The following is a 24,101-nucleotide window of genomic DNA, read 5'->3' as shown; positions in this document are numbered from 1 at the left end:
CAATCCTTACCGGTTGGCGAACAGATCGCTGAGCCAGCGGTTCTCGAAGCGGCCATGGGGATCGAGCTCGCCCTTGAGGGCCAGGAAGTCATTCCAGCGCGGCAGCAGGGCCGGGAAGTCGTAGAGATCCATCGCCAGGTGCTTGCCGAAATGGGGAATGCCGCCGAGCGGCACCAGCAGTTGCTGCAGCTCCCGCATCTGCTCCATGGAGCCGTTGACGAAGGTGCCGTCCGCCGCCAGATAGACCAGAAAACCGACCCAGCAGACCGACTGATCATAGGCGGCGCTGAGCCAGGCCTCGGAAGGGCCGGTGCAGCGCAGGATGAAGGGGTAGTGCAGCACGCCCGGGTTGGCCTGCTGCCAGGCCTGCAGGATCGCCAGCGCCTCGTTCATGCGATGCAGCGGCACCGCCACCTCGCAGTTGATCTGGGGTGCGGGTATCCCCTTGCAGAGGATCTGGTAGACATTGCCTACCAGATCGGAGGCATCCTTGAAACGGCGTACCGTCTCGAAGTGCTCCCCGGCCAGCGCCTCATCCTTGGTGTCTTTCGCCATCTTCTGCAGGGTGGCATCTATGGTGGCGTTCATGCGGGCATCTATGTCCCCCTCCAGCAGCAGCGGCTCGCTGCCGGCGGCGCGGTAGCGGGCCACCTCCTCCTCGGAGGCGGGATCCACCAGCCAGATGTGGCTCTCGCCGGTCCAGGCGAACCACCAGCTCTTCACGAAGCCGTGCTCGCGGTTGAGCCGCTCGTTGTGTTCCAGCAGGAAGGTGTAGTCGGTGGTGAACTTGGTGCAGCGCATGATGCGGTTGGGCACTGTGCGCAGGGTGACGTCGAGCAGTATGCCGAGCATGCCCATGCCCATCACGAAGGCGCCGAAGCGCGGATCGGCGCGATCCACCCGGATGATGTCGCCATTGGCCAGCATCACAGTCATGGCTTCCACCGCATCGCACAGAGCGGACTGGTGCAGCCCCTGGCCGTGGGTGCCTGTGCTGAGCGCCCCGCCCAGGGTCTGGATGCCGATGACGCCGGGGGATGCCGGCAGCATCCGCTCCATGGCGATGAGATCGGCGTAGACGGTATCGAGCGGCGTGCCCGCCTGATAGGTGACGGTATCCGCGGTCTGCGCCAGCTGACCGCGCAGGTGGTACAGGTCCACCAGCAGCGCCTGACTGCCCTCGGCATAGACGCTGTGGATGGGTTCGAAGGAGAGGCCTGAGCCGATCAGCCGCAGCTTGCGCTCGGGGTGTTCACGCAGCAGCGCCTGCAGCTCGTCGCTATGGGTCGGGCGCCACACCTGATCCAGGGCGCCGAGGGGGTTGGTCCTGGACCAGTTGAACAGCACCTCCCGATTGTTGATCGCCTTGATGCTGTGAAATGCCTGGAACTTGACCGTCATACCGCGCCTCATCTGACTTCAAAATGAGCGGCAATTCTACCGAAAAGCGGACCACAAGGCATGAAAAACAAGCCCCTACAGTCGGGGGTGGATAAGGGGGATGACTCCCCCGCTCCCTCAGCGCGATTGCTGGGTCAATGCCAGCAGCATGCCGAATCCCACCAGCAGACCGCCAAACACCCGGTCGATCCAGTGGCGCACCGCCAGGAGGCGGGCCCGTACCGACGGGGTGGAGAAGAAGAGCGCCACAGCACTGAACCAGAGGGCGTGGGCCAGCACTATGAAGGCGCCATAGCCTAGCTGGACCGCCAGCGGCGTCTGCGGCTGCACCACCTGCATGAACAGGCTGACGATGAAGATGGTGGTCTTGGGGTTGAGCACATTGGTCAGAAACCCGGTGCGCAGTGCCCCCAGGCTGGAGAGGGTTGGCTGGCTGACCGCCTCCTCAAGGGCCACAGGCCTGGCGCGCAGCATCTTGATGCCGAGGAAGATGAGGTAGGCGGCCCCCGCCAGCTTGATGAGGTTGAACAGCCAGAGCGACTGCTGGATCAACAGGCCGACCCCCAGCAGGGTGTAGGTCACATGGACGCAGACCCCGGCCGCTATGCCGAGCGCCGTCAGCACGCCGGTGCGACGGGAGAGCAGCAGGCTGTTGCGCGACACCATGGCAAAATCGGGCCCCGGGCTGATGACGGCAAAGAAGGTAATGGCCACTACGGCTAACAGTTCGGTCATGAAAAGAGTCCTGATGCTGAGAGATATCGGCTATTTTATTTGGCATCCGCACCAATAACGAACGATAACTTCTGACATGAATGGTGATAATAACTCACAGAAAGACCTCTCCCTCCCCTCCCTGACGGCCCTGCGCTGTTTCGAGGTGGCTGCCCGCACCGAAAACTTCAGCCGCGCCGCCGATGAGCTGCATCTCACCCATGGCGCCATCAGCCGGGCGGTGCGCCTGCTGGAGGAGGATCTGGGGATCCCGCTGTTCGAACGCCGCCAGCGCCGGGTCTTTCTGACCGAGGCGGGCAGCAGGCTCCATGAGGCCGTCAGGGAAGGACTGGGCAGGATCCGGCAGACGGCGCAGGCGCTGCGCCAGCAGAGCAAGCCCCAGTCGCTGGTCATCTCCTGCGAGCCCACCCTGCTGATGCGCTGGCTGATCCCGCGCTGGCCCGCCTTCCAGGCCCTGCACCCCGAGCTGGACGTCCATTTGATGGCGGGCGGTGGCGCCCTCAGCTTTGGCAACGGCATAGATCTCGCCATTCGGCGCAACGACTTCCACTGGCCTGATGACCTTTACAGCCAGCTGCTGTTCGAGGAACGGACCGGGCCCGTCTGTCAGCCGGGCAAGGTGGCTCAGTTTTACGAGCAACAAGGAGAGCTGCCGGCTCTGCGCGCCTCGGCCCCCCGCCTGCACACCAGGACCCGTCCCGCCGCCTGGCAAAGCTGGCAGGTGCAGGCCGGACAGGGTGCGAGCGACGAGGCGCCGACCCAGACCTTCGAGCACTTCTACTTCAGCCTGCAGGCCGCCGTGGCGGGCCTTGGCGTCGCCATAGGCCCCTACCGGCTGGTGTGCGACGATGTCGCCGCCGGCCTGCTGGTCGCCCCGCTCGGATTCATCCCGGATGGCACCGGCTATCACCTGCTCGCCCCCGCGCCACCGATTCCCGGCAGCCCCCATGAGAAGCTGGCGAACTGGCTGCAATCCCTGAGCAAATAGGTCACGACACCTCGCGGGCCCAACTTGCTTCCCTGACTCGCGTGTGGCCGCCGGACAGTGACGACACGGATTCAGCGGGCCCGGAAACCACTGCCACTCTTTTGCGCCGCCAGCAACAAGGCATCGACCACGACGCGCAGCTTGGGCTGCATGTGCTGGCTCCTGGCCCAGATGACATTGATCGGCATCTCGCCACCGGACTGGTCATGAAGCACACTGACCAGTGCTCCCGAGTCCAGCTGCTCGTTGGCCAGCCAGGTCGGCACCTGAACCAGGCCAAGGCCAGCCAGTGCCGCCGCAAGTACGGCCTCACCATCTCCCATCTCGTAGCGTACCGGGATGTCGTAAGCCTCCGTCCGGCCCGCCCCATTCCTGAGCAGCCAGCTATGGCGATGCCCAGATCGCCAATCGATGATGCAGTCGTGCCGTGACAACTCATCCGGGGTCAGGGGAACCCCGCGTCGGGCCAGATAGGAAGGGGCCCCGCAGATGACCAGCTTCTGCTCTCCCAGACGACGCGCAACGAGATCGGCCTGATCCTCCAGCGCACCTATGCGCACCACCAGATCGATGTTGGCATGAACGAGATCAACCTTGCGCTCGTTGAAGGTCACCGACAGATCCAGCTGCGGATGGCTGCCAGCCAGCTCCAGCAGGATCGGCAGCACATGCCGGCGGCCGAACGCAGCGGGAAGATCGATTCGAACGCGACCCGACGGGCTCTGTTGTCCCGATGCAAAGCTCTGCTCCGTCTCCTCCAGCACCCGGATCGCCTGGAGACAACTGGCCAGATACGCCTCCCCCTCCCGGGTCAAACTCACCCGGCGGGTTGTTCTGTGCAACAGCTTGACCCCCAGTCGTGCCTCCAGCCGCACTATGCTCTTGCTCAACGCCGAACCGGTCAGCCCCAGCGCCAATGCCGCCACGGTAAAGCTGCCTGACTGCGCCACGGCGACAAAGTGCCTGACACTCAGGAAAGGGTCTTGTACTGCCATGGATTCAGTCCCTGAAGGAAATAGAGATTGGAATAATAGCCACTTAATCAATCTCAAGGAATCAATCACACTGTTTACAGGCTCATTCAACGCCGCATCTTGCAGGTGATGGATTGGATGCCCTTGAGCTCCCAACTCGCTCAGACACGACTTCATGACCAGACAGGAGAGATCGGATGTTGACCCTTACCCCCCTCAGTGGACAAGTTGCCTTCGTACAAGGTGGTTCGCGCGGCATTGGTGCCGCCATTGTAAAACGCCTCGCCCGTGACGGTGCCGCCGTGGCCTTCACTTATGTCTCTTCGGCCAGAAAGGCAGAAGAGATAGTCGCGACCATCACGGCGGCAGGCGGCAAGGCGCTGGCCATCCGTGCCGACAGTGCGGATGCCGCCTCTTTGCAGCACGCCATCCACCAGACAGTCACCACCTTTGGTCGACTGGACATCCTGGTCAACAACGCCGGGGTGCTGGTATGGGGCAACATTGAAGAGCTGACCCTAGACGATCTCGATCGCACCCTGGCCGTCAACATCCGCAGCGTGTTCGTGGCCTGCCAGGAGGCGGCCCATCATATGGGCAAAGGGGGGCGTATCATCAACATCGGCAGCACCAACGCAGACCGTATCCCCATGGCGGGTGGGTCCGTCTACGCCATGAGCAAATCGGCCCTGGTCGGTTTGACCAAAGGCATGGCACGGGATTTGGGCCCGAGGGGCATCACGGTGAACAATGTGCAGCCTGGCCCGGTCGATACCGACATGAACCCGGCTGACGGGGAATCTGCAGAACAGCTCAAGGGGATGATGGCGCTGGCCCGTTACGGCAAGGATGAGGAGATCGCCAGCTTCGTCGCCTACCTGGCCGGGCCCGAAGCGGGCTATATCACAGGCGCCAGCCTGACCATAGACGGTGGTTTCTCCGCCTGACTCTCGGCACAACGTCACAAACAAAAGCCCCGGCATGAGCCGGGGCTTTTCAGTGGACTGTCTGCGCCATACCGGCGCCAATCCTTATACCGCTTGCTGCAGGATCACCGCATCGGCCTTCTTGGTGTAGGAGGCGATCTCGTTGAAGTTGAGGTAGCGATAGGTGTCGGCTGCAGTGGTATCCAGCGTCTTGGCGTACTGCAGGTACTCGGCCACGGTCGGGATCTTGCCGATGATGGCAGCCACAGCAGCCAGCTCGGCAGAGGCCAGATAGACGTTGGCACCCTTGCCCAGACGGTTCGGGAAGTTGCGGGTGGAGGTGGAGACCACCGAGGCCCCTTCCGCCACGCGCGCCTGGTTGCCCATGCACAGGGAACAACCCGGGATCTCGATGCGGGCACCGACCCGGCCGAAGATGCCGTAGTAGCCCTCTTCGGTCAGCTGATCCTTGTCCATCTTGGTGGGCGGGGCTATCCACATGCGGGTCGGCAGCTCGCCCTGGAACTTCTCGAGCAGCTTGCCAGCGGCGCGGAAGTGGCCGATGTTGGTCATGCAGGAACCGAGGAACACCTCGTCGATCTTGTCACCCGCCACAGTGCTGAGCAGGCGGGCATCGTCCGGATCGTTCGGCGCGCACAGGATGGGCTCCTTGATGGTGGCCAGATCGATCTCGATGATTTCGGCGTACTCGGCATCCTTGTCCGCTTCCATCAGCACAGGGTTGGCCAGCCACTCTTCCATCCCCTTGATGCGACGGGTGATGGTGCGCGGGTCGCCGTAGCCTTCGGACAGCATCCATTTGAGCATGACGATGTTGGACTTGAGGTACTCGATGATCGGCGCCTGATCCAGTTTGATGGTACAACCGGCGGCGGAGCGCTCGGCGCTGGCATCGGCCAGCTCGAATGCCTGCTCCACCTTCAGGGTCGGCAGACCTTCGATCTCGAGGATACGGCCGGAGAAGATGTTCTTCTTGCCCGCTTTCTCGACGGTCAGCAGCCCTTTCTGGATGGCGGCGTAGGGGATGGCATGAACCAGATCACGCAATGTGATGCCGGGTTGCAGTTCGCCCTTGAAGCGCACCAGCACAGACTCCGGCATGTCCAGCGGCATGACGCCGGTGGCGGCGGCAAAAGCCACCAGACCGGAACCCGCCGGGAAGGAGATGCCGATGGGGAAACGGGTGTGGGAGTCACCACCGGTACCCACGGTATCCGGCAGCAACATGCGGTTCAGCCAGGAGTGGATGACGCCGTCACCCGGACGCAGGGAGACGCCACCGCGGTTCATGATGAAGTCCGGCAAGGTGTGGTGAGTCTGCACGTCTATGGGCTTGGGATAGGCGGCGGTGTGGCAGAAGGACTGCATGGTCAGATCGGCGGAGAAGCCGAGGCAGGCCAGGTCTTTCAGCTCATCGCGGGTCATGGGGCCCGTGGTGTCCTGGGAGCCGACCGTGGTCATCTTGGGCTCGCAGTAGGTGCCGGGACGAATGCCCTTCACGCCGCACGCCTTGCCGACCATCTTCTGGGCCAGGGTGTAACCCTTGCCGGTATCGGCCACGGGCACAGGACGGCGGAACACGGTGGAGAACGGCAGACCCATGACTTCCCGCGCCTTGTCGGTCAGGCCACGGCCTATGATCAGCGGAATACGGCCACCGGCACGCACCTCGTCGATCAGCACCTCTGTCTTGAGTTCAAACTGGGCCAGCACCTGCTCGGTGCCGTGCTTGCAGATCTTGCCGGCATAGGGGTAGATGTCGATCACATCGCCCATCGCAAGCGCAGAGACGTCCACCTCGATGGGCAGGGCGCCGGCATCTTCCATGGTGTTGAAGAAGATGGGGGCAATCTTGCCGCCGAGGCAGACACCGCCGGCGCGCTTGTTCGGCACGAACGGAATGTCGTCGCCCATGAACCAGAGCACAGAGTTGGTGGCGGATTTGCGGGAGGAGCCGGTACCGACCACGTCGCCCACATAGGCCAGCGGGAAGCCTTTCTCTTTCAGGGCGTCTATGGTCTTGATGGGACCTATGGTGCCGTCATTGTCCGGAGTGATGCCGGGACGGGCATTTTTCAGCATGGCCAGGGCATGGAGCGGAATGTCGGGACGGGACCAGGCATCCGGCGCCGGTGACAGGTCATCCGTGTTGGTTTCGCCGGTCACCTTGAACACGGTAACCGTGATCTTCTCGGCCAGCTCGGGACGGGAGAGGAACCACTCGGCATCGGCCCAGGATTGCATCACCCGCTTGGCGTGAGCATTGCCCGCCTTGGCTTTCTCTTCCACGTCGTGGAAGGAGTCAAACATCAGTAGGGTGTGGGAGAGACCCTTGGCGGCAAGAGGGGCCAGGGTGTCGTGGTCCAGCAGATCGATCAGCGGCTGAATGTTGTAACCACCCTGCATGGTGCCCAGCAGCTCAACGGCTTGCGCGGCAGTCAGGATGGGAGAGTGGGCTTCGCCCTTGGCGATGGCGGTGAGGAAACCGGCTTTGACATAGGCCGCTTCATCAACACCAGGGGGAATACGGGAGGACAACAGCTCTTTCAGAAAGTCTTGTTCGCCAGCGGGCGGGTTCTTGAGAAGCTCAACCAGGGCGGCGACCTGCTCTGCATCCAGAGGTTTGGCGACCACGCCCTCGGCGGCACGTTCTGCGACGTGTTTACGGTATGTTTCAAGCACGACTAATTCCTCTTTGGTCTTTTTTTGGGGTTCGCCCACGCTCGCGGCGATCGTCCTTGCGGGACACCCGTAGGGTGCCCCCCACTATATAAGTTTTAACGACTAATTAAAATCCAAACCCTGTACACATATTCATCAAAACAACATAACCATTTAAACTTGCTCAGGTTTTGTCAGCATATAAAAGACGCGCCAGAAATAAGTTAACAAAAAGGCATCATTTGACCGTTATTCGAATGTGGTGCCCAATTGCAGATAGAACATGTTGTTGCCCCCCTCCGCCATGCCGTAACCGAGGAAGATGGGGCCGAGGAAGCTCTCCACCCCCACATAGACGGAGCCGGCGGTGAAGGAGCTCTCCATGTTGATGTCCTCCCCCTTGTCCCATACCCCGCCCTGCTCCAGGGAGCCCCCCAGGTAGAGCGGGGCCCGCAGCGCGCCAAAGTCGTTGTCCGCCACCCGGTAGATGTAGCGCAGGCCGCCAAACAGGCTGTAGCGACCGCTGAGCTGGTAGTGCTGGAAGCCGGACAGCCGGAACAAGCCACCCAGATCCTGCACGAACAGCGGGTACTCTTCCTGCGAGGTGGAGCCGCCCCCTTCCAGCATCAGGTTCAGGCTGTGCCTGTCCCAGGACCAGGGCTTGATCATCGTCAGGTGGTAGTTGACCCCCTCGGCGTTCTCCGTCGGATCGCCGGTCGGCTCTATCTTGACGTGGGAGTAGCCGCTCTTGACGTCCCAGTAGACCCCCTGATAGGGGAAGTAGCGACTATCCAGGGTGTCGTGCTCGAAGCGGACATAAGGGCCCCAGGAGGAGGCATCCACCTTGGCATCCGCCACGTTGCGAATGTCGATGGCGCCCACTTTTCCCTCCAGCCCCAGCGAGAGGCGGCTCCAGGGCTGGCGATTCCAGCCCACCGCCAAGTCGGCGCTGGTGAAGCTGTATTCGGAATCGATATAGCTCACCCCATCTTCCGTCCTCGTCGCCTCGGGAGTGAAGATGCGGCGCTGGGTCTTGTCATAGGCCAGACTCGCCTCGCCGTAGAAGGTCTGGGAAGGCTCCAGCGGGGTGTAGAAGTCGGTCTTGAGGTGCTTGGCAGTGCCGAGCGACGCCTCGGTCAGCCACTCGGCCCCCCAGTCATTGACGTTGGTGAGGGTGTAGGACATGCCGACGTTGTAGTTGGAGCTGCTCTCGAAATCGTCGGAGAAGCCGAACTGGAAGTTGAGGTAGCCCGGTCCCCAGTTCTTCTCGCTGGCATCCACCACCAGCACGTTCTCGCCTTCACGCTCCTCCACCTCATAGGTGATGCGATCGAACGACTCCAGCGCGTAGAGACGGCGAATGCCCGCCTCCAGGCTCTCGTTGGTCTGCACCTTGTCCGGTCGCACCTTCAGCATGGCGCGCACCGTCTCGTCGGAGAGGCGTGACTTGTTGAGGATCTCCACCTTGTCGATGTAGTAGGCGGGCTGACCGCTGCGCTCGGCGCGCCGGCTCAGCTTCTGATTGCGATAGGCGGTGTAGGCGGAAGGCGAGAGGGAGAGCCCGTCGAGCTGGGCGGAGGCGCGATTGGCCACCGCTTCCCCCCGCTTGATCCCTTCCGGCATCAGGGCAAAATCGGCTATGCCCATGCCGCCGAATTCAGGGGTGAGCAGTATGTCTTTCGGCCCCAGCAGCGCCTTCTGCTTGTCGGTACCGACCTGGGTCATGTAGGTGGTGAGCTGATCTATCATGGCGAGGCCGGACTTGAGGGATTCCCTGGTACGCAGCTTGGCGCTGATATCCACCGCGATCACCACGTCGGCCCCCATCGCCTTGGCCACGTCCACCGGCATGTTGTTGACTGTGCCGCCGTCGGCCAGGATATGCCCCTCCCACTCCACCGGCTTGAGGGCGCCGGGAATGGACATGGAGGCCTGCATCGCCTTGGCGAGGCTGCCGCTCTCCAGCACGAAGGGGGTCACAGTCTCCATGTCGGTCGCCACGGCGCGATAGGGAATGGGCAGGTCGTCGAAGCTCTTCTGCGCCGGCAGGTTGGAAGTGGCGTGGCGCAACAGGCTGGCCATGGATTGCCCCTGGAAGAAACCATCCGGGAACTGGACCGAGTCACCGTTGATGCCAATATCGGTGCGCAGCTGGTACTTCTCGCTCTGCTGCTTCTTGCGCAGGGAGAGCTCGTCACGACCGACCTTGTCCTGATAGCCCTTGTTCCAGTCGATGGCGAGCGTGGTGCGCTCCACCTCCTCGGCGCTGAGCCCCATGGCGTACATGCCCGCCACGTAGGAGCCCATGCTGGTGCCCACTATGATGTCGACCGGAATGCGCTTCTCCTCCAACACCTTGAGGATGCCGATATGGGCCGCCCCCTTGGCGCCGCCGCCACTCAGTACCAGAGCAATCCTGGGCCGATCGGACTGGGCCGCTGCCATGAACGGCAGGCAAGCCAGCAAAACCAGAAGCAGGTGGGTCCATCCCCGACGAAAGATGCGCATATGATTTTCCATTGAATCCAGTGCGAGCCAAGTGAGCAATGAAGCCTACTATAAGGTGCGAAAAAGGAACCGCAACCGCCACGACAGCGATATGGCGCACTCGCCGAGCCGCCAATGGGGCTGAACAATCCGGCACTGCCCTGTGAGCGCAAACGCAATCTGCCAATAAAACCGGCAAGCCTCTCAAGGGCACCCCGGCGCTGCCGCTAATATGGGCTCAATCCCGTGTCCACACTCCTGAGCCACTCCTATGCTTGCAAGCCTGACACTCAAACAGAAAATTCTGGCCACAGTCACCCTGGCCGTGGTGCTCTCCTGCCTGCTGGTGGGCTATTTCAGCCAGCGCTCGGCCCAGCAGCTGATCGAAACCCGCATGTTCGAGCAGGAGCTGCCCAACCTGACCCAGCGCATCGGCAAGGAGATCGAGAAGGATCTCACCTCGGTCGCGAGCGCCGCCAGGCAGCTGGCCAATGATCGCTTCGTGCTGGACTGGGTCGCCCGCGGCATGCCCAAGGAGCAGGAGTCCATCCTCATCGATCAGCTCAAGGACATGACGACCCAGTACGGGCTGGTCACCGCCTCCTTCGCCGACCGGCAGAGTGCCGCCTACTACAACCAGGACGGCTTCCTGCGCAACCTGACCCCGGAGCAGGACGCCTGGTTCTACGGCTATACCAAGAGCCCGCAAGACCTGATGCTCAGCATCTTTCGCGAGACCAACGGCGAGGTGAAGCTGTTCGTCAACTTCCAGCAGCTCAACGGCCGTGGGCTGGCGGGGCTCGCCAAGTCCCTCGACAGCATGGTCAGCATGCTCGCCAACTTCCGCATCGGCGACAGCGGCTTCGTATTCATGACGGATGGCAGCGGCAAGGTGAAGCTGCACCCGGATGCCGCCCGCATAGACCGGGACAACCTGGCCCAGCTGGCCAGCGGCAGCAGCACCAATCTGCTGAGCAAGCAGGCGTTCGCCGCCACCCACGCCGAGGTCGATGGCCAGGCCGTGGTGCTGGCCACCAGCTACATCCCCCTGCTCGACTGGTATCTGGTGGCCCAGGTGCCGGAAGCCGAGATCTATGCCGAGCTGGACAAAGCGCGGCTGCACATACTGCTGGTCAGTCTGGCCATCGCCGCCGGCATGGGGCTGCTCGGCATGCTGCTGGCCGGCTCGGTCAGCCGCCCGCTCAACGAACTGGCCCGCCTGTTCCGTGAACTGGGCAGTGGCGACGGGGATCTGACCCAGCGTCTCAAGGTGGAAGGTCGCGATGAACTGACCCAGGTCGCCACCGGCTTCAACAACTTCGTCGCCAAGATCCACGCCTCCATCGAGCAGGTCGCCAGCAACTCCCGCCAGCTGGCCGCCACCGCCAACGAGGTGGCCAGCAAGGCGCAGCTGACCCAGCACAACTGTACCGCCCAGCGCGACCGCACAGTGCAGGTGGCGACCGCCATCCACGAGATGGGGGCCACAGTCGGCGAGATAGCCGGCAACGCCTCGCTGGCGGCCGACGTGGCCAGGCAGGCCAACGATCAGGCCGATGCCGGCGCCCTGGTGGTAGCCCAGGCCCGCCACGGCATAGTCGGGCTCTCCGGCGAAATAGAGCAGGTGGCGGGCGTTATCGAGTCGCTGGCCAGCCAGACCGACTCCATCGGCAGCATACTCGACACCATTCGCAGCATCTCGGAACAGACCAACCTGCTGGCACTGAACGCCGCCATCGAGGCCGCCCGCGCCGGTGAACAGGGCCGTGGCTTCGCCGTGGTGGCCGACGAGGTACGCAACCTGGCGAGCCGATCCGCCGCCTCCACCGCCGAGATCCAGGGCATGATCAACCGCTTGCAGGAGCAGAGCGCCCGCGCCGTCAGCGCCATGGCCCAGGGCCGCAGCCAGAGTCTGGACGTGGTGGCTCAGGCTGACGAGGCCAATGCCGCCCTCGGCCATATCACGGCCCACATCACCCAGATCAGCGACATGAACATCCAGGTCGCCACCGCCACCGAGGAGCAATCCAGCGTGGTGGGCGAGATCAACCGCAACGTGGAGGACATCAACCAGCTCACCATGGAGACGGCCGACATAGCCCACCAGATGACCGAGTCCAGCCGCAGCCTGCAACAGCTCTCCGGCGAGCTCGACAAACTGGTCGGCAACTTCCGGCTCTGACCCATCGGCAGCCATCAACAAGGGAGCGCCATGGCGCTCCCTTTCGCTATCCGCTCTGCCGTTCTGCCCTTTGCCAGGGAGTCGGCCAATTCATATCTATACTGGCAACAAACCACCTGGACCACATCATGGCCAGCCATGAAGGAGCACTCCCTTGCTAGAAGGTAAACTGACGCTCAAATTGCAGCTGATCCTGGCTGTCACAGTACCCTGCCTCGCCCTCTTGCTCGTGGGGGGTGCCAGCCTGCGAAGCATGGGCTCCATCCAGCAGCAATCCACCGAGCTCTACCAGAACACGGCCACCCCCATGCGCGCCATGGCTGAGGTGGTGTCGCGCATTCCCCGCATGCGAGTCGGCATCGACATGATGCTGTTGCAGGATACCTCCCTCAAGGATGCGAAAGGGGTGATCACCCGGGTCAAGGAGAGCCGGGAGGAGGACATACCCGAGATGCGCCAGGCCATGCAGCAGGCGGTCACCGCCCAGACGGATCCGGCGGCCAGGGCCAATGCACAGCAACTGCTGAGCCAGTTCGAGGGCATGGCGAGCAACGAGCTGGCTCCCATGCTGCAGGCGCTGGAGCAGGGGGACATGGAAGCGGCAAGAGGCATCTATCGGGATCGCTACACAGTCACCTATGGCACCATGCGCAAGGATGCCAACGCCCTGCTCGACGGCCTGATCCAGCAGGCCCAGCAGCGCCACCAGCTGGGTGAGCAGAGCTATGCCAGCGGGCGGATGCAGATGATCACCATCATCAGTGGCGCCATCCTCATCTCGCTGCTGGTCTCGGTACTCATTCTGATGAACCTCAAGCGCCGGGTCGGTTTCCTGCAGCAATACATAGGCTATGCCGCCGAGCATCTGGCACTGGACTCCCGTGCCCAGCTGAGCGGCAACGACGAACTGGCGGAGATCACAGTGAGTTTCAATCACTTCGTCGGCAAGATCCACAGCGCCATCGAGCAGGTTGCCCGCAACTCCCACCAGCTGGCAGCCACCGCCGACGAGGTCGCCAACAAGGCCCAGCTGACCCAGCAAAACTGCACCGCCCAGCGCGATCGCACCGTGCAGGTGGCCACCGCCATCCACGAGATGGGGGCAACGGTGAGCGAGATTGCCGGCAATGCCTCGCAGGCGGCCGAAGTGGCCAGGCAGGCCAACGATCAGGCCGAAACGGGCGCCGGCGTGGTGGCTCAGGCCCGCCACGGCATAGTCGGCCTCTCCGACGAGATCGCGCAGGTAGCCGGGGTGATAGAGTCGCTGGCCACCCAGACCGACTCCATCGGCAGCATTCTGGAGACCATCCGCAGCATCTCGGAGCAGACCAACCTGCTGGCGCTCAACGCCGCCATCGAGGCGGCCCGCGCCGGTGAACAGGGCCGCGGCTTCGCCGTGGTGGCCGACGAGGTGCGCAACCTCGCCAACCGCTCCGCTGCCTCCACCGCCGAGATCCAGGGCATGATCCATCGGCTGCAGGAACAGAGCGCCCGTGCGGTCAGCGCCATGACCCAGGGCCGCAGCCAGAGTCTGGCGGTGGTGACCCAGGCCGATGAGGCCAACGGAGCACTCGGCCAGATCACCGCCTACATCACCCAGATCAACGACATGAATATCCAGGTCGCCACCGCCACCGAAGAGCAGTCCAGCGTGGTGGGCGAGCTCAATCGCAACGTGGAGGACATAAACCAGCTCACCATGGAGACGGCCGACATAGCCCACCAGCTGACCGACGCCAGTCGCGGCCTGCAACAGCTCTCCGGCGAGCTCGACAAGCTGGTCGGCCATTTCCGTCTGTAACCCTTTCCAGCCCTTTATCCCCCAACTCAGGGAGCGCAGCCGCGCTCCCTGTCATATCAGCGGCAAGCCGTGACGCATACTCGCAAACTCGCCTCCGCCCCTGCCTGGAAATGCCCCATAATCAGGGATATAACAGGAGGCATTATGGGCAAGCTGGTTGTGACTATGTTGCTGGGGAGTCTGCTCTGCGCCTGCAGCAGCGGGCCTGTGCGAGTGCACGGGGCCGATGTCAGCGTGGACGATACCCGGATCCGGGTCAGTGATGGCGATCGCGGAGGGTATGGCACCTTCTGTCCGCCGGGACAAGCCAAGAAAGGGCGCTGCTAGCGCCCTTTTTTACAATCGTACATCTGCTTGTCCGCCTGTTGCAGCAGCAGATCCAGCGCCGGTGGCGAAAGCGCATCATAGTGCCCCACCCCGGTCGAGCAGGTCAGTCGATAGGGTTTTCCGCTCTCCCGGTTGAACCCGGCCAGGGCCTCATCGAGCCGTGCCAGCACCCGTGGCACCTCTGCCGGCCCCGTGCCCGGCAGCAATACCGCAAACTCATCCCCACCCAATCGGGCAAAGATGTCCGCATCCCGAAAGACGCCACACATCAGACACGCCATCTGTTGCAGGGCATCGTCACCGACGTCGTGCCCCAGCCGGTCGTTGATCTCCTTGAACCGGTTGAGATCGAGAAACAACAAGGTTGCCGCTCGCCCCTGACGATGAGCGAGCTGCAGGCACTTGTGTGCCAGCAGCATGAAACCGCGCCGGTTGGTGATACCGGTCAGCTCATCCATGGTAGCCAGCTGGATCGCCGCCAGTTCGCGCTCCACCATGCCGGCCAGATCCGTCAGCAAGTCCCGCTGCCGTTCATCCAGCAGGCGTGGCTTGCGATCTATGATGCACAGGGTTCCCAGCTTGTACCCCTCCGCAATCTGCAGCGGGCTGCCCGCATAGAAACGTATGTGGGGATCCCCGGATACCAGCGGGTTGTCGGCAAAGCGCAGATCCCGGGCCGCATCCTCCACCACGAAGAGGCCATCGCCAAGAATGGCATGACCGCAGAAGGAGATGTCCCGCGGCGTCTCCAGCACGGGCAAACCGCAGCAGGATTTGAACCACTGCCGATCCTTATCCACCAGCGACACCAGAGAAATGGGCACATCGAACATGTTGCGGGCCATGCGGGTGATCCGGTCGAATCTTTCTTCGGCAGAGGTATCCAGAATGGTGATGCGGCGCAGCGCATCGAGGCGCAGGTGCTCGTTGTCAGGGGTGGCCGGTGTTTGCATGGCGGACTCCAGCAAGTGATATGGAAGTCATTAGCATAGCAACCAGCTCCGAACAAATCTCAGCTATATACAAAAAGCCGCTCGAGTGAGCGGCTTTTTCAATGTTGGCTGCGAGAAGAGGATTATTTCTTCTTCTTGGCCTTGGCGTTCGGCAGGTCGGTGATGGAGCCTTCGAACACTTCGGCAGCCAGACCCACGGACTCGTGCAGAGTCGGGTGAGCGTGTATGGTCAGCGCGATATCTTCGGCGTCGGCACCCATTTCGATGGCCAGACCGATTTCACCCAGCAGTTCACCACCGTTGGTACCCACGATGGCACCACCGATGACGCGGCCGCTCTCCTTGTCGAAGATCAGCTTGGTCATGCCGTCGGAGCAATCGGAGGCGATGGCACGGCCGGAAGCCGCCCACGGGAAGGTGGCGACTTCGAAGTTCAGCCCTTGTTGCTTGGCTTCCTTCTCGGTCAGGCCAACCCAGGCCATCTCCGGCTCGGTGTAGGCGATGGACGGGATCACTTTCGGGTCGAAGTAGTGCTTCTTGCCGGCGATCACTTCGGCCGCGACGTGGCCTTCGTGGACACCCTTGTGGGCCAGCATGGGCTGACCGACTATGTCACCGATGGCGTGGATGTGGGCCACGTTGGTACGCAGCTGCTTGTCCACCTCAATGAAACCGCGCTCGGTCACGGCAACGCCGGCCTTCTCGGCATCCATCAGCTTGCCATTCGGCACACGACCTACCGCCACCAGCACGTTGTCGTAACGTACCGGCTCGGCCGGGGCGTGCTTGCCTTCGTAGGAGACGTACAGGCCGTCTGCACGGGCTTCAACTGCGGTGACCTTGGTCTCCAGCATGATGTTGAATTTCTTGGCAACGCGCTTGGTGTAGATCTTGACTATGTCTTTGTCGGCAGCCGGTACCAGCTGGTCGGCAAATTCCACCACGTCGATCTCGGAACCCAGGGAGGAGTACACTGTACCCATCTCCAGACCTATGATGCCACCACCGATCACCAGCAGCTTGCCCGGTACGGAAGTCAGTTCCAGCGCATCGGTTGAATCCCATACGCGCGGGTCATCATGGGGGATGAAGGGCAGTTTCACCGGACGGGAGCCGGCCGCTATGATGGCGTTGTCGAAGGTCACGGTCGTCTTGCCGTCTTCCCCGGTCACTTCGAGCGTGTTCGGGCCGGTAAATTTACCAAAGCCGTTAACAACCTGAACCTTGCGCATCTTGGCCATGCCGGCCAGACCGCCGGTCAGCTGGTTGATGACCTTCTCTTTCCACAGGCGCACCTTGTCGATGTCGGTCTGCGGGGCACCGAAGATGATGCCGTGTTCGGACAGCGCCTTGGCTTCTTCAATGACTTTGGCGACGTGCAGCAGTGCCTTGGACGGGATACAACCCACGTTCAGGCAGACGCCACCCAGGGTGGAGTAACGCTCGACGATAATGGTATCCAGACCCAGATCGGCGGCACGGAAAGCAGCGGAATAACCGGCAGGGCCAGCACCCAGTACTACGACCTGAGTTTTGATTTCTTTACTCATCATGACCTCTTTGTCGTTCTTATATATCCCCGGACGGCGCAGTCTTATGCCAACTCAATGCCAAACAAGGCGGCTGCAACCGTGAAAAAACGGGGCAAGTTTACAATCCTGTTAATGAAATGAGAAGTAAAAAGGGCAGGCTCTGGGCCCGCCCTCTCACTTACAGGACCAGTCGACGAATGTCGGACAGCACGCCACTCATGGTGGTGATGAAGCGGGCTCCATCGGCACCATCGATGACGCGGTGGTCATAGCTCAGGGCCAGCGGCAGCATCAGGCGCGGCACGAACTCCTTGCCATTCCACTTCGGCTTCATCTCGGACTTGGATACGCCCAGGATGGCCACTTCCGGCGCGTTGACGATCGGGGTAAAGCTGGTACCGCCGATGCCACCCAGGCTGGAGATGGTGAAGCAACCGCCCTGCATGTCGGCAGCGGTCAGCTTGCCGGCACGGGCCTTCTTGGAGATCTCGGCCAGATCGCGAGACAGCTCGTAGATGCCCTTCTTGTTGACGTCACGCACCACAGGCACCACCAGGCCCCCCGGGGTGTCTACCGCCACACCGATGTGGATGTACTTCTTCATGATCAGCTTGCTGCCGTCTTCGGACAGGGCGCTGCAGAAGCGTGGGTGTGCTTCCAGGGCCTTGGCGGCGGCTTTCAGGATGAACACCAGCGGGGTGATCTTCACATCCAGCTTCTGCTTCTCGGCCAGCAGGTTCTGCTCTTTGCGGAACGCTTCCAGATCCGTGGTATCGGCTTCGTCGAACTGGGTAACGTGCGGGATCATGGCCCAGTTGCGATGCAGGGCAGGACCGGAGATCTTCTGGATCCGGGTCAGTTCCAGCTCTTCGACCGGGCCGAACTTGCTGAAGTCAACCTTGGGCCACGGCAGGACACTCATGCCGTTGCCAGTACCTTGACCTGCAGCCGGGGCGGACTCGGCACGCTTGACCGCATCCTTCACATAGGCCTGCACGTCTTCTTTGACGATGCGACCCTTGCGACCTGAGGCTTTCACCTTGGCCAGGTTGATACCGAACTCACGGGCCAGGCGACGTACGGCCGGGGCGGCGTGTACGTAGGCGTCGTTGGCAACGAAGTCGGAGGAGGCAGCAGCCTGGGCAACCGGAGCCGGAGCCGCGGCAACAGGTGCAGCAGCGACCGGGGCGGCGGCCTGAGCAACCGGAGCGGCAGCGGCCGGAGCGGCGCCAGCCACTTCGAATACCATGATCAGGGAACCGGTGGAGACCTTGTCACCCGCCTTCACCTTGATCTCTTTGACGATGCCGGCGAACGGTGCAGGCACTTCCATGGAGGCCTTGTCGCCTTCCACCGCGATCAGGGACTGGTCGGCGTCGACCTTGTCACCCACGGCGACCATGATTTCGGTCACTTCGACCTCGTCACCGCCGATGTCGGGTACATTGACCTCTTTGGCGGCGGCGGCAGCGATAGGTGCAGCAGCCACGGGAGCGGCAGCCTGAACCGGCGCGGCAACGGCGGCAGGAGCGGCACCGGCCACTTCAAATACCATCACCAGGGAACCGGTCGCAACCTTGGCGCCGGTGGCAACCTTGATCTCGACCACGCGGCCCGCGAACGGCGCCGGTACTTCCATGGAGGCCTTGTCACCTTCCACGGCAATGATGGACTGGTCGGCTTCAACCATGTCGCCCACGGCAACCATGATCTCGGTCACGTCCACTTCGTCGTCACCTATGTCAGGGACATGGACGTCTTTGCGAGCGGCGGCCACAGGGGCGGCGGGAGCAGCGGCAACCGGGGCGGCAGCTTGAACCGGCGCCGGCGCGGCAGCGCCTTCCGCTTCGAAGATCATGATCTGGGAACCGGTGGCAACCTTGTCGCCCACCTTGATCAGGATCTCTTTGACGATACCGGCAGCCGGAGCCGGGACTTCCATGGAGGCTTTGTCACCTTCCACGGCGATCAGGGACTGGTCGAGCTCGACCTTGTCACCCACGGCCACCATGATCTCGGTGACTTCAACTTCATCGGCGCCGATATCCGGAACCATAATCTGTTTGGACATAGTGCTTTATCCTCTTACGCGTCTGTCGCGTTAACCTTTGCAAGGCAGTGCCGGGCAATGTGTCCCGGCACTGCACTCGATCCTCTTACGCGTACAGCGGGTTGACCTTGTCGGCATCGATGCCGTACTTGGTGATGGCATCGGCCACAACCTGCTTGTCGATCTCGCCGCGCTTGGCCAGTTCGGTCAGGGCAGCAACCACCACGTAGAATTCGTTCACTTCGAAGTGACGACGCAGGTTGGCACGGCTGTCGGAACGGCCGTAACCGTCGGTACCCAGCACGCGGTAGTTCTCGGTCGGTACGAAGGCACGCACCTGATCGGCGAAGGACTTCATGTAGTCGGTCGCGGCTATGGTGGCATCGGAACCCAGTACGGTGGCGATGTAAGGCACGCGAGCCTCAGCAGTCGGGTGCAGCATGTTCCAGCGATCCACGTCCTGACCGTCACGGGCCAGTTCGTTGAAGGAGGTGACGCTGAACACGTCGGAACCCACGCCGTATTCGCTGGCCAGGATCTGGGCGGCGGTGCGCACATGACCCAGAATGGAACCACAACCCAGCAGCTGTACCTTGGCCTTGTTGCCGGCCACGGTTTCCAGCTTGTAGATACCCTTGCGGATACCTTCCTCGGCGCCTTGCGGCATGGCCGGCATGGCGTAGTTCTCGTTCAGGGTAGTGATGTAGTAGAAGACGTTCTCCGGCTTCTCACCGTACATGCGACGCAGACCGTCCTGCACGATCACCGCCACTTCATAGGCGTAGGACGGGTCATAGGAGACGCAGTTCGGGATGGTGTTCGCCAGGATATGGCTGTGACCATCTTCGTGCTGCAGACCTTCGCCGTTGAGGGTGGTACGACCCGAGGTCGCGCCCAGCAGGAAGCCACGGGCTTGCTGGTCACCGGCTGCCCACGCCATGTCGCCGACTCGCTGGAAGCCGAACATGGAGTAGTAGATGTAGAACGGGATCATCGGGCAGTCGTTGGTGCTGTAAGAGGTCGCAGCAGCCAGCCAGGAGGACATGGCGCCCAGCTCGTTGATACCGTCTTGCAGAACCTGACCCTGCTTGTCTTCCTTGTAGTAGGAGACGATGTCGCGGTCTTGCGGGGTGTACTGCTGGCCGTGCGGGCTGTAGATGCCGATCTGGCGGAACAGGCCTTCCATACCGAAGGTACGGGCTTCGTCAGCCAGGATCGGTACTATGCGCTTGCCGATGGACTTGTCTTTCAGCAGCACATTCAGGGAACGCACGAACGCCATTGTGGTGGAGATCTCGCGAGCCTGCTCGCCCAGCAGGGGACCAAAGGTCTCCAGCGCCGGAATTTCCAGCTGAGTGGTGGTCTCACGCAGACGGGTCGGTACATAGCCTTTGAGTGCGGCACGACGGGCGTGCAGGTACTTGTGCTCTTCGGTACCCTCTTCGATCTTCAGGTACGGCAGCGCTTCCAGCTGCTCGTCGGTGACCGGCAGGTTGAAACGATCGCGCAGGTGACGCACAGAGCCCAGATCCATCTTCTTGACCTGGTGAGCGATGTTCTTGCCTTCGGCCGCTTCGCCCATGCCGTAACCCTTGATGGTCTTGGCCAGGATGACAGTCGGCTTGCCCTTGGTCGCTGCGGCTTTGGAGAAGGCGGCGAACAGTTTACGGGGGTCGTGACCACCGCGGTTCAGGGCGAAGATCTCCTCGTCGGTCATGTCTTTGACCAGCGCGGCGGTTTCCGGGTAACGGTTGAAGAAGTGCTCACGCACGTAGCCGCCATCGCGGGACTTCATGGTCTGATAGTCGCCGTCCACGGTTTCGTTCATCAGCTGGATCAGCTTGCCGGAAGTGTCTTTCTTCAGCAGCTCATCCCACTTGCGACCCCAGATAACCTTGGTGACATCCCAGCCGGCGCCTGCAAACAGACCTTCCAGCTCGTTGATGACCTTGCCGTTACCCACGACCGGACCGTCCAGACGCTGCAGGTTGCAGTTGACCACGAACACCAGGTTGTCGAGCTTTTCACGCACGGCAACGGTCAGGGCGCCCTTGGCTTCCGGCTCGTCCATCTCGCCGTCACCCAGGAAGGCGTAAACGGTCTGCTCGGAGCAATCCTTGATGCCACGGTCGGTCAGGTACTTCAGGAAGCGAGCCTGATAGATGGCGGCGATGGGGCCCAGACCCATGGAGACGGTCGGGAACTGCCAGAAGTCCGGCATCAGTTTCGGGTGCGGATAGGAAGGGATACCCTTGCCGTCCACTTCCTGACGGAAGTTGTCCAGCTGATCTGCGGTCAGACGACCTTCAGCGAACGCACGGGCATAAATGCCCGGAGAGATGTGACCCTGGAAGTAGACCAGATCACCACCGTCCTTCTCGCTGCGAGCGCGGAAGAAGTGGTTGTAGCAGACTTCGTAGATGGTCGCGGAAGAAGCGAAGGAAGACATGTGACCGCCGAGGTCCAGGTCTTTCTTGGAGGCGCGCAGCACTATCATCATGGCGTTCCAGCGGATGATGGCGCGGATGCGACGTTCCATCTCCAGATCGCCCGGGTAAGCCGGTTCGTCACTGGACGGGATGGTGTTGATGTAGTCGCGATTCGCCTTGGCAGCCACGTCCACGCCGCTTACGCGGGCTTTTTCGGCAAGCTGTTCAAGAATGAACTGAGCGCGTTGTGGACCCTCTTCACGCAGCAGGGATTCCAGAGAGGCAAGCCACTCCAGCGTTTCTATCGGGTCCACATCGTTCTTCAGGATATCAGACATGGCTGGTTCCTATTGTTATTGCACGGCGGTTAAGATGCGCAAGAATTCGACAATAAAGCCTTGTGGGATTAGTTTTCCTGCTGACGGATCCGACGCATGGATCGCTGGATCCGGCTGTCTTCCCTCTGCATATCCAACAAGGTGTCCTCGATAAAGGCCAGGTGCTCATGACAAGCAGCCCTGGCCCGCTCCGGAGCCCCCGACAGGATAGCCTCGATCAGATGCGCACGATGACGACGGATCTTGGCTACCACTCCCGGACGGCGATTCAAAATTTCGTTATTGCGTAAAATGTTCTGCTCGAGCATGGGGCCCATGGCCCGCAACAGGTGCAGCAGCACCACGTTGTGGGACGCCTCGGCCACCGCCAGATAGAACTGGGTCACGGCGGCGGATTCGGTGACCAGCGAACCTTGCTGGCCGGCTTCCTCGATGGCGGACTGCGCCTGACGAATACGCTCGGCATCGGCTTCCGTCCCCCGCAACGCAGCATAGTAGGCACAGATGCCTTCCAGCGCGTGACGAAACTCCAGCAGGTCATACTGGGCTTCGGGGTGGGTGCTGAGCAGCTCGAACAGGGGATCTGCGATCCCCTTGCTCAAGGCATTTTGTACGTAAGTGCCACCGCCCTGACGGCGATACAAGAGTCCTCTGGCTTCCAGGCGCTGGATGGCTTCGCGCAGGGAGGGGCGCGATACCTGAAACTGGATGGCGAGTTCCCGCTCGGGCGGCAACTTCTGGCCCGGCTGCAAACTGCCTTCCAGAATCATGCTTTCCAGCTCGGCGACGATGGCGTCGGCCAGCTTGGGTTGAGTTATCTTGAGATAGGGCATGAGGCTACTTTGTTAAATTGGTATTACCAATTTCATGAATGGGGCGAAAATTAGCAGAGGAGTTGGGAAAAGTCCACCCAAAAGATGATCTGAATCAAGGTTCAGCCTTGCCACTAAAGGGGTAAAGAGAGGGATTTATGATTTAGCTCATAGAAATTGGTCTGACCAATATTTTTGAGCTGGCTCACAGGCAACATTTGATCAACAGCAGGAAAAAATGGCCTGCCATAAAGGCAAGCCATTGATTTTAAAAACACTAACTTATCTTTAGAATATTTACTTAAAGTTGAGCGCTTTTCGATATCGCTGCCATTCGAAACTGCCACCCGGATCCGTCTTGCGCCCTGGCGCTATATCACAATGGCCGACAATTCGTTGTGCCGTAATGGCAGGGTAATGACTGGAGATGGTTCGACTGAGCCCCACCAGCACCTCATATTGCGCATCGCTGTAGGGCAGCTCATCGGTTCCCTCCAGCTCGATGCCGATGGAAAAATCGTTGCAGGCCTCCCTCCCCTCCCAGCTCGATATACCGGCATGCCAGGCACGTGCGCCAAACGGCACGTATTGCACCAGCTCGCCGTCCCGCCGGATCAGGCAGTGGGCCGAGACCCGCAACTGATGAATGCCGGCGAAATAAGGGTGCGCCTCGGGGTCCAGCCGTCCCATGAAGAGATCGTCGATCCAGGGCCCGCCAAACTCCCCCGGCGGCAGGCTGATGCCGTGTACCACCAGCAGGGAGATATCGTCCAAACTGGCTCGCTCGTTGTGGTGCGGTGACGGCACCTTGCGGGCCTGCTCACACCAACCGTCTGAATCAATGGAAAAAACTGTTTTAGGTTGGGTCATCATCTACTCGATCTGCAATGGAATGACGCATGAGATAAAGCCGGATGGGCAACCAAGCGATCCACCTCTCAGGCTCGTCGCAATCCACCCAGGCAACTGTGATAGGCTGGACCATCTTCTGCTCAACTCTGGAAAGGATATGCACCCGATGGCACGCCGCTTCTGGTTGCTGGCCTGGCTCTCTCTGATGGGGCTGCTGACCCTCTATTTTCACGCCCGCTCGCAACCCACAGTCACCGCCAGCGGCGAACTGCTGCTCAAGGCCGATGCCAGCGGCCACTATCGACTGGAGGGTGCCATCAACGGCCAATCGGTGCAACTGCTGCTGGACACGGGGGCAACCCGGGTCACAGTGCCACGTCAGGTGGCCGAGCGCATCGGGCTGAGCCCCAACGGCAACAGCCTGGTCAACACGGCAGCAGGCACTATCCAGGTGCAGACCGGCCAGATTGAAACGCTGGTGATGGGTCCGCTGACCTTGTACGATTTGCCCATCTATATCAATCCGGCGGCCGATGGGGACGAGATCCTGGTGGGCATGAATGCCCTGGGCCGGCTGGAATTGCGCCAGAAAGACAGACAGTTGCTTCTCAGACCCTTGCAGGAATAACAGG

17 protein-coding genes are annotated in these 24,101 nt (G+C 61.6%); 6 read left to right on the top strand and 11 right to left on the bottom strand.

Features of this window, described 5'->3' with window-relative positions:
• Positions 1 to 6: 6 nt before the first annotated feature.
• Positions 7 to 1,401, bottom strand: coding sequence for a D-arabinono-1,4-lactone oxidase (locus ACM3N8_RS13910; protein WP_290018460.1), 1,395 nt, complete (start codon positions 1,399 to 1,401; stop codon positions 7 to 9).
• A 117-nt stretch (positions 1,402 to 1,518) separates the two neighbouring features.
• Positions 1,519 to 2,136, bottom strand: coding sequence for a LysE family transporter (locus ACM3N8_RS13905; protein ID WP_290018459.1), 618 nt, complete (start codon positions 2,134 to 2,136; stop codon positions 1,519 to 1,521).
• Between the two features lie 76 nt (positions 2,137 to 2,212).
• Between ACM3N8_RS13905 and ACM3N8_RS13900 the strand changes: the two genes are divergently transcribed.
• Complete coding sequence (locus tag ACM3N8_RS13900; protein WP_290018456.1) at positions 2,213 to 3,124, top strand: LysR family transcriptional regulator; 912 nt, start codon at positions 2,213 to 2,215, stop codon at positions 3,122 to 3,124.
• A gap of 71 nt (positions 3,125 to 3,195) precedes the next feature.
• Here ACM3N8_RS13900 and ACM3N8_RS13895 read toward each other — a convergent pair whose 3' ends face one another.
• A complete protein-coding gene (locus ACM3N8_RS13895) occupies positions 3,196 to 4,119 on the bottom strand; it encodes a LysR family transcriptional regulator (protein ID WP_290018455.1) in 924 nt (307 codons plus the stop codon).
• Positions 4,120 to 4,295: 176 nt separating this feature from the next.
• On the opposite strand from ACM3N8_RS13895, the gene ACM3N8_RS13890 reads away from it, so the two are divergent.
• On the top strand, positions 4,296 to 5,045 hold the full coding sequence (locus ACM3N8_RS13890; RefSeq protein ID WP_290018454.1) for a 3-oxoacyl-ACP reductase family protein: 750 nt from the start codon (positions 4,296 to 4,298) through the stop codon (positions 5,043 to 5,045).
• A gap of 84 nt (positions 5,046 to 5,129) precedes the next feature.
• On the opposite strand, the gene acnB is transcribed toward ACM3N8_RS13890, so the two are convergent.
• Both acnB and ACM3N8_RS13880 read right to left on the bottom strand, forming a co-directional pair.
• Complete coding sequence (gene acnB / locus ACM3N8_RS13885; protein WP_290018453.1) at positions 5,130 to 7,727, bottom strand: bifunctional aconitate hydratase 2/2-methylisocitrate dehydratase; 2,598 nt, start codon at positions 7,725 to 7,727, stop codon at positions 5,130 to 5,132.
• A gap of 228 nt (positions 7,728 to 7,955) precedes the next feature.
• Entirely contained in the window at positions 7,956 to 10,214 is a 2,259-nt protein-coding gene (locus tag ACM3N8_RS13880; RefSeq protein ID WP_241279581.1) for a patatin-like phospholipase family protein, read from the bottom strand.
• Positions 10,215 to 10,464: 250 nt separating this feature from the next.
• On the opposite strand from ACM3N8_RS13880, the gene ACM3N8_RS13875 reads away from it, so the two are divergent.
• From ACM3N8_RS13875 to ACM3N8_RS13865, 3 genes are all read left to right on the top strand, one after another.
• Entirely contained in the window at positions 10,465 to 12,375 is a 1,911-nt protein-coding gene (locus ACM3N8_RS13875; RefSeq protein WP_416016233.1) for a methyl-accepting chemotaxis protein, read from the top strand.
• Positions 12,376 to 12,529: 154 nt separating this feature from the next.
• A complete protein-coding gene (locus tag ACM3N8_RS13870) occupies positions 12,530 to 14,176 on the top strand; it encodes a methyl-accepting chemotaxis protein (protein WP_274452880.1) in 1,647 nt (548 codons plus the stop codon).
• 144 nt (positions 14,177 to 14,320) lie between these two features.
• Positions 14,321 to 14,503, top strand: coding sequence for a hypothetical protein (locus tag ACM3N8_RS13865; RefSeq protein WP_043137314.1), 183 nt, complete (start codon positions 14,321 to 14,323; stop codon positions 14,501 to 14,503).
• Here the strand turns inward: ACM3N8_RS13865 and ACM3N8_RS13860 are convergent.
• The 6 genes from ACM3N8_RS13860 to ampD form a co-directional block, all read right to left on the bottom strand.
• Positions 14,500 to 15,456, bottom strand: a complete 957-nt coding sequence (locus ACM3N8_RS13860; RefSeq protein WP_378081165.1) for a sensor domain-containing diguanylate cyclase — start codon at positions 15,454 to 15,456, stop codon at positions 14,500 to 14,502. The two genes, ACM3N8_RS13865 and ACM3N8_RS13860, sit on opposite strands and share 4 nt — an antisense overlap.
• Positions 15,457 to 15,578: 122 nt before the next feature.
• Complete coding sequence (gene lpdA / locus ACM3N8_RS13855; RefSeq protein WP_043554353.1) at positions 15,579 to 17,006, bottom strand: dihydrolipoyl dehydrogenase; 1,428 nt, start codon at positions 17,004 to 17,006, stop codon at positions 15,579 to 15,581.
• Positions 17,007 to 17,166: 160 nt separating this feature from the next.
• Positions 17,167 to 19,059: a pyruvate dehydrogenase complex dihydrolipoyllysine-residue acetyltransferase gene (gene aceF, locus ACM3N8_RS13850; RefSeq protein ID WP_290065780.1), complete on the bottom strand. Its 1,893-nt coding sequence runs from the start codon at positions 19,057 to 19,059 to the stop codon at positions 17,167 to 17,169.
• Positions 19,060 to 19,144: 85 nt separating this feature from the next.
• Positions 19,145 to 21,805 carry a pyruvate dehydrogenase (acetyl-transferring), homodimeric type gene (gene aceE, locus ACM3N8_RS13845; protein ID WP_042868032.1) on the bottom strand — a complete coding sequence of 887 codons (2,661 nt, stop codon included), beginning with the start codon at positions 21,803 to 21,805 and terminating at the stop codon, positions 19,145 to 19,147.
• Between the two features lie 68 nt (positions 21,806 to 21,873).
• Positions 21,874 to 22,638 (bottom strand): pyruvate dehydrogenase complex transcriptional repressor PdhR, encoded by a 765-nt coding sequence (gene pdhR, locus ACM3N8_RS13840; protein ID WP_042039018.1) that lies wholly within the window; start codon positions 22,636 to 22,638, stop codon positions 21,874 to 21,876.
• A gap of 276 nt (positions 22,639 to 22,914) precedes the next feature.
• Positions 22,915 to 23,487, bottom strand: a complete 573-nt coding sequence (gene ampD / locus ACM3N8_RS13835; RefSeq protein ID WP_290018447.1) for a 1,6-anhydro-N-acetylmuramyl-L-alanine amidase AmpD — start codon at positions 23,485 to 23,487, stop codon at positions 22,915 to 22,917.
• A 139-nt stretch (positions 23,488 to 23,626) separates the two neighbouring features.
• On the opposite strand from ampD, the gene ACM3N8_RS13830 reads away from it, so the two are divergent.
• The gene (locus ACM3N8_RS13830; protein ID WP_290018446.1) at positions 23,627 to 24,097 is read left to right on the top strand and encodes a TIGR02281 family clan AA aspartic protease; all 471 of its coding nucleotides are present in this window, start codon (positions 23,627 to 23,629) and stop codon (positions 24,095 to 24,097) included.
• Positions 24,098 to 24,101 lie beyond the last annotated feature (4 nt).

This window comes from Aeromonas sp. A04, assembly GCF_047780465.1.
GTDB lineage: Bacteria > Pseudomonadota > Gammaproteobacteria > Enterobacterales > Aeromonadaceae > Aeromonas > Aeromonas bestiarum.
The sequence above is the reverse complement of the archived record's forward strand: the minus strand, read 5'-3'. Positions and strand labels throughout refer to the sequence as shown.

Excerpts from the sequence above, each read along its gene's own strand:
- ACM3N8_RS13910 (WP_290018460.1), bottom strand. The coding sequence starts at position 1,401 with ATGACGGTCAAGTTCCAGGCATTTCACAGCATCAAGGCGATCAACAAT.
- ACM3N8_RS13905 (WP_290018459.1), bottom strand. The coding sequence starts at position 2,136 with ATGACCGAACTGTTAGCCGTAGTGGCCATTACCTTCTTTGCCGTCATC.
- ACM3N8_RS13900 (WP_290018456.1), top strand. The coding sequence starts at position 2,213 with ATGAATGGTGATAATAACTCACAGAAAGACCTCTCCCTCCCCTCCCTG.
- ACM3N8_RS13895 (WP_290018455.1), bottom strand. The coding sequence starts at position 4,119 with ATGGCAGTACAAGACCCTTTCCTGAGTGTCAGGCACTTTGTCGCCGTG.
- ACM3N8_RS13890 (WP_290018454.1), top strand. The coding sequence starts at position 4,296 with ATGTTGACCCTTACCCCCCTCAGTGGACAAGTTGCCTTCGTACAAGGT.
- ACM3N8_RS13880 (WP_241279581.1), bottom strand. The coding sequence starts at position 10,214 with ATGCGCATCTTTCGTCGGGGATGGACCCACCTGCTTCTGGTTTTGCTG.
- ACM3N8_RS13875 (WP_416016233.1), top strand. The coding sequence starts at position 10,465 with ATGCTTGCAAGCCTGACACTCAAACAGAAAATTCTGGCCACAGTCACC.
- ACM3N8_RS13865 (WP_043137314.1), top strand. The coding sequence starts at position 14,321 with ATGGGCAAGCTGGTTGTGACTATGTTGCTGGGGAGTCTGCTCTGCGCC.
- ACM3N8_RS13860 (WP_378081165.1), bottom strand. The coding sequence starts at position 15,456 with ATGCAAACACCGGCCACCCCTGACAACGAGCACCTGCGCCTCGATGCG.
- lpdA (WP_043554353.1), bottom strand. The coding sequence starts at position 17,006 with ATGAGTAAAGAAATCAAAACTCAGGTCGTAGTACTGGGTGCTGGCCCT.
- aceF (WP_290065780.1), bottom strand. The coding sequence starts at position 19,059 with ATGTCCAAACAGATTATGGTTCCGGATATCGGCGCCGATGAAGTTGAA.
- aceE (WP_042868032.1), bottom strand. The coding sequence starts at position 21,805 with ATGTCTGATATCCTGAAGAACGATGTGGACCCGATAGAAACGCTGGAG.
- pdhR (WP_042039018.1), bottom strand. The coding sequence starts at position 22,638 with ATGCCCTATCTCAAGATAACTCAACCCAAGCTGGCCGACGCCATCGTC.
- ampD (WP_290018447.1), bottom strand. The coding sequence starts at position 23,487 with ATGACCCAACCTAAAACAGTTTTTTCCATTGATTCAGACGGTTGGTGT.
- ACM3N8_RS13830 (WP_290018446.1), top strand. The coding sequence starts at position 23,627 with ATGCACCCGATGGCACGCCGCTTCTGGTTGCTGGCCTGGCTCTCTCTG.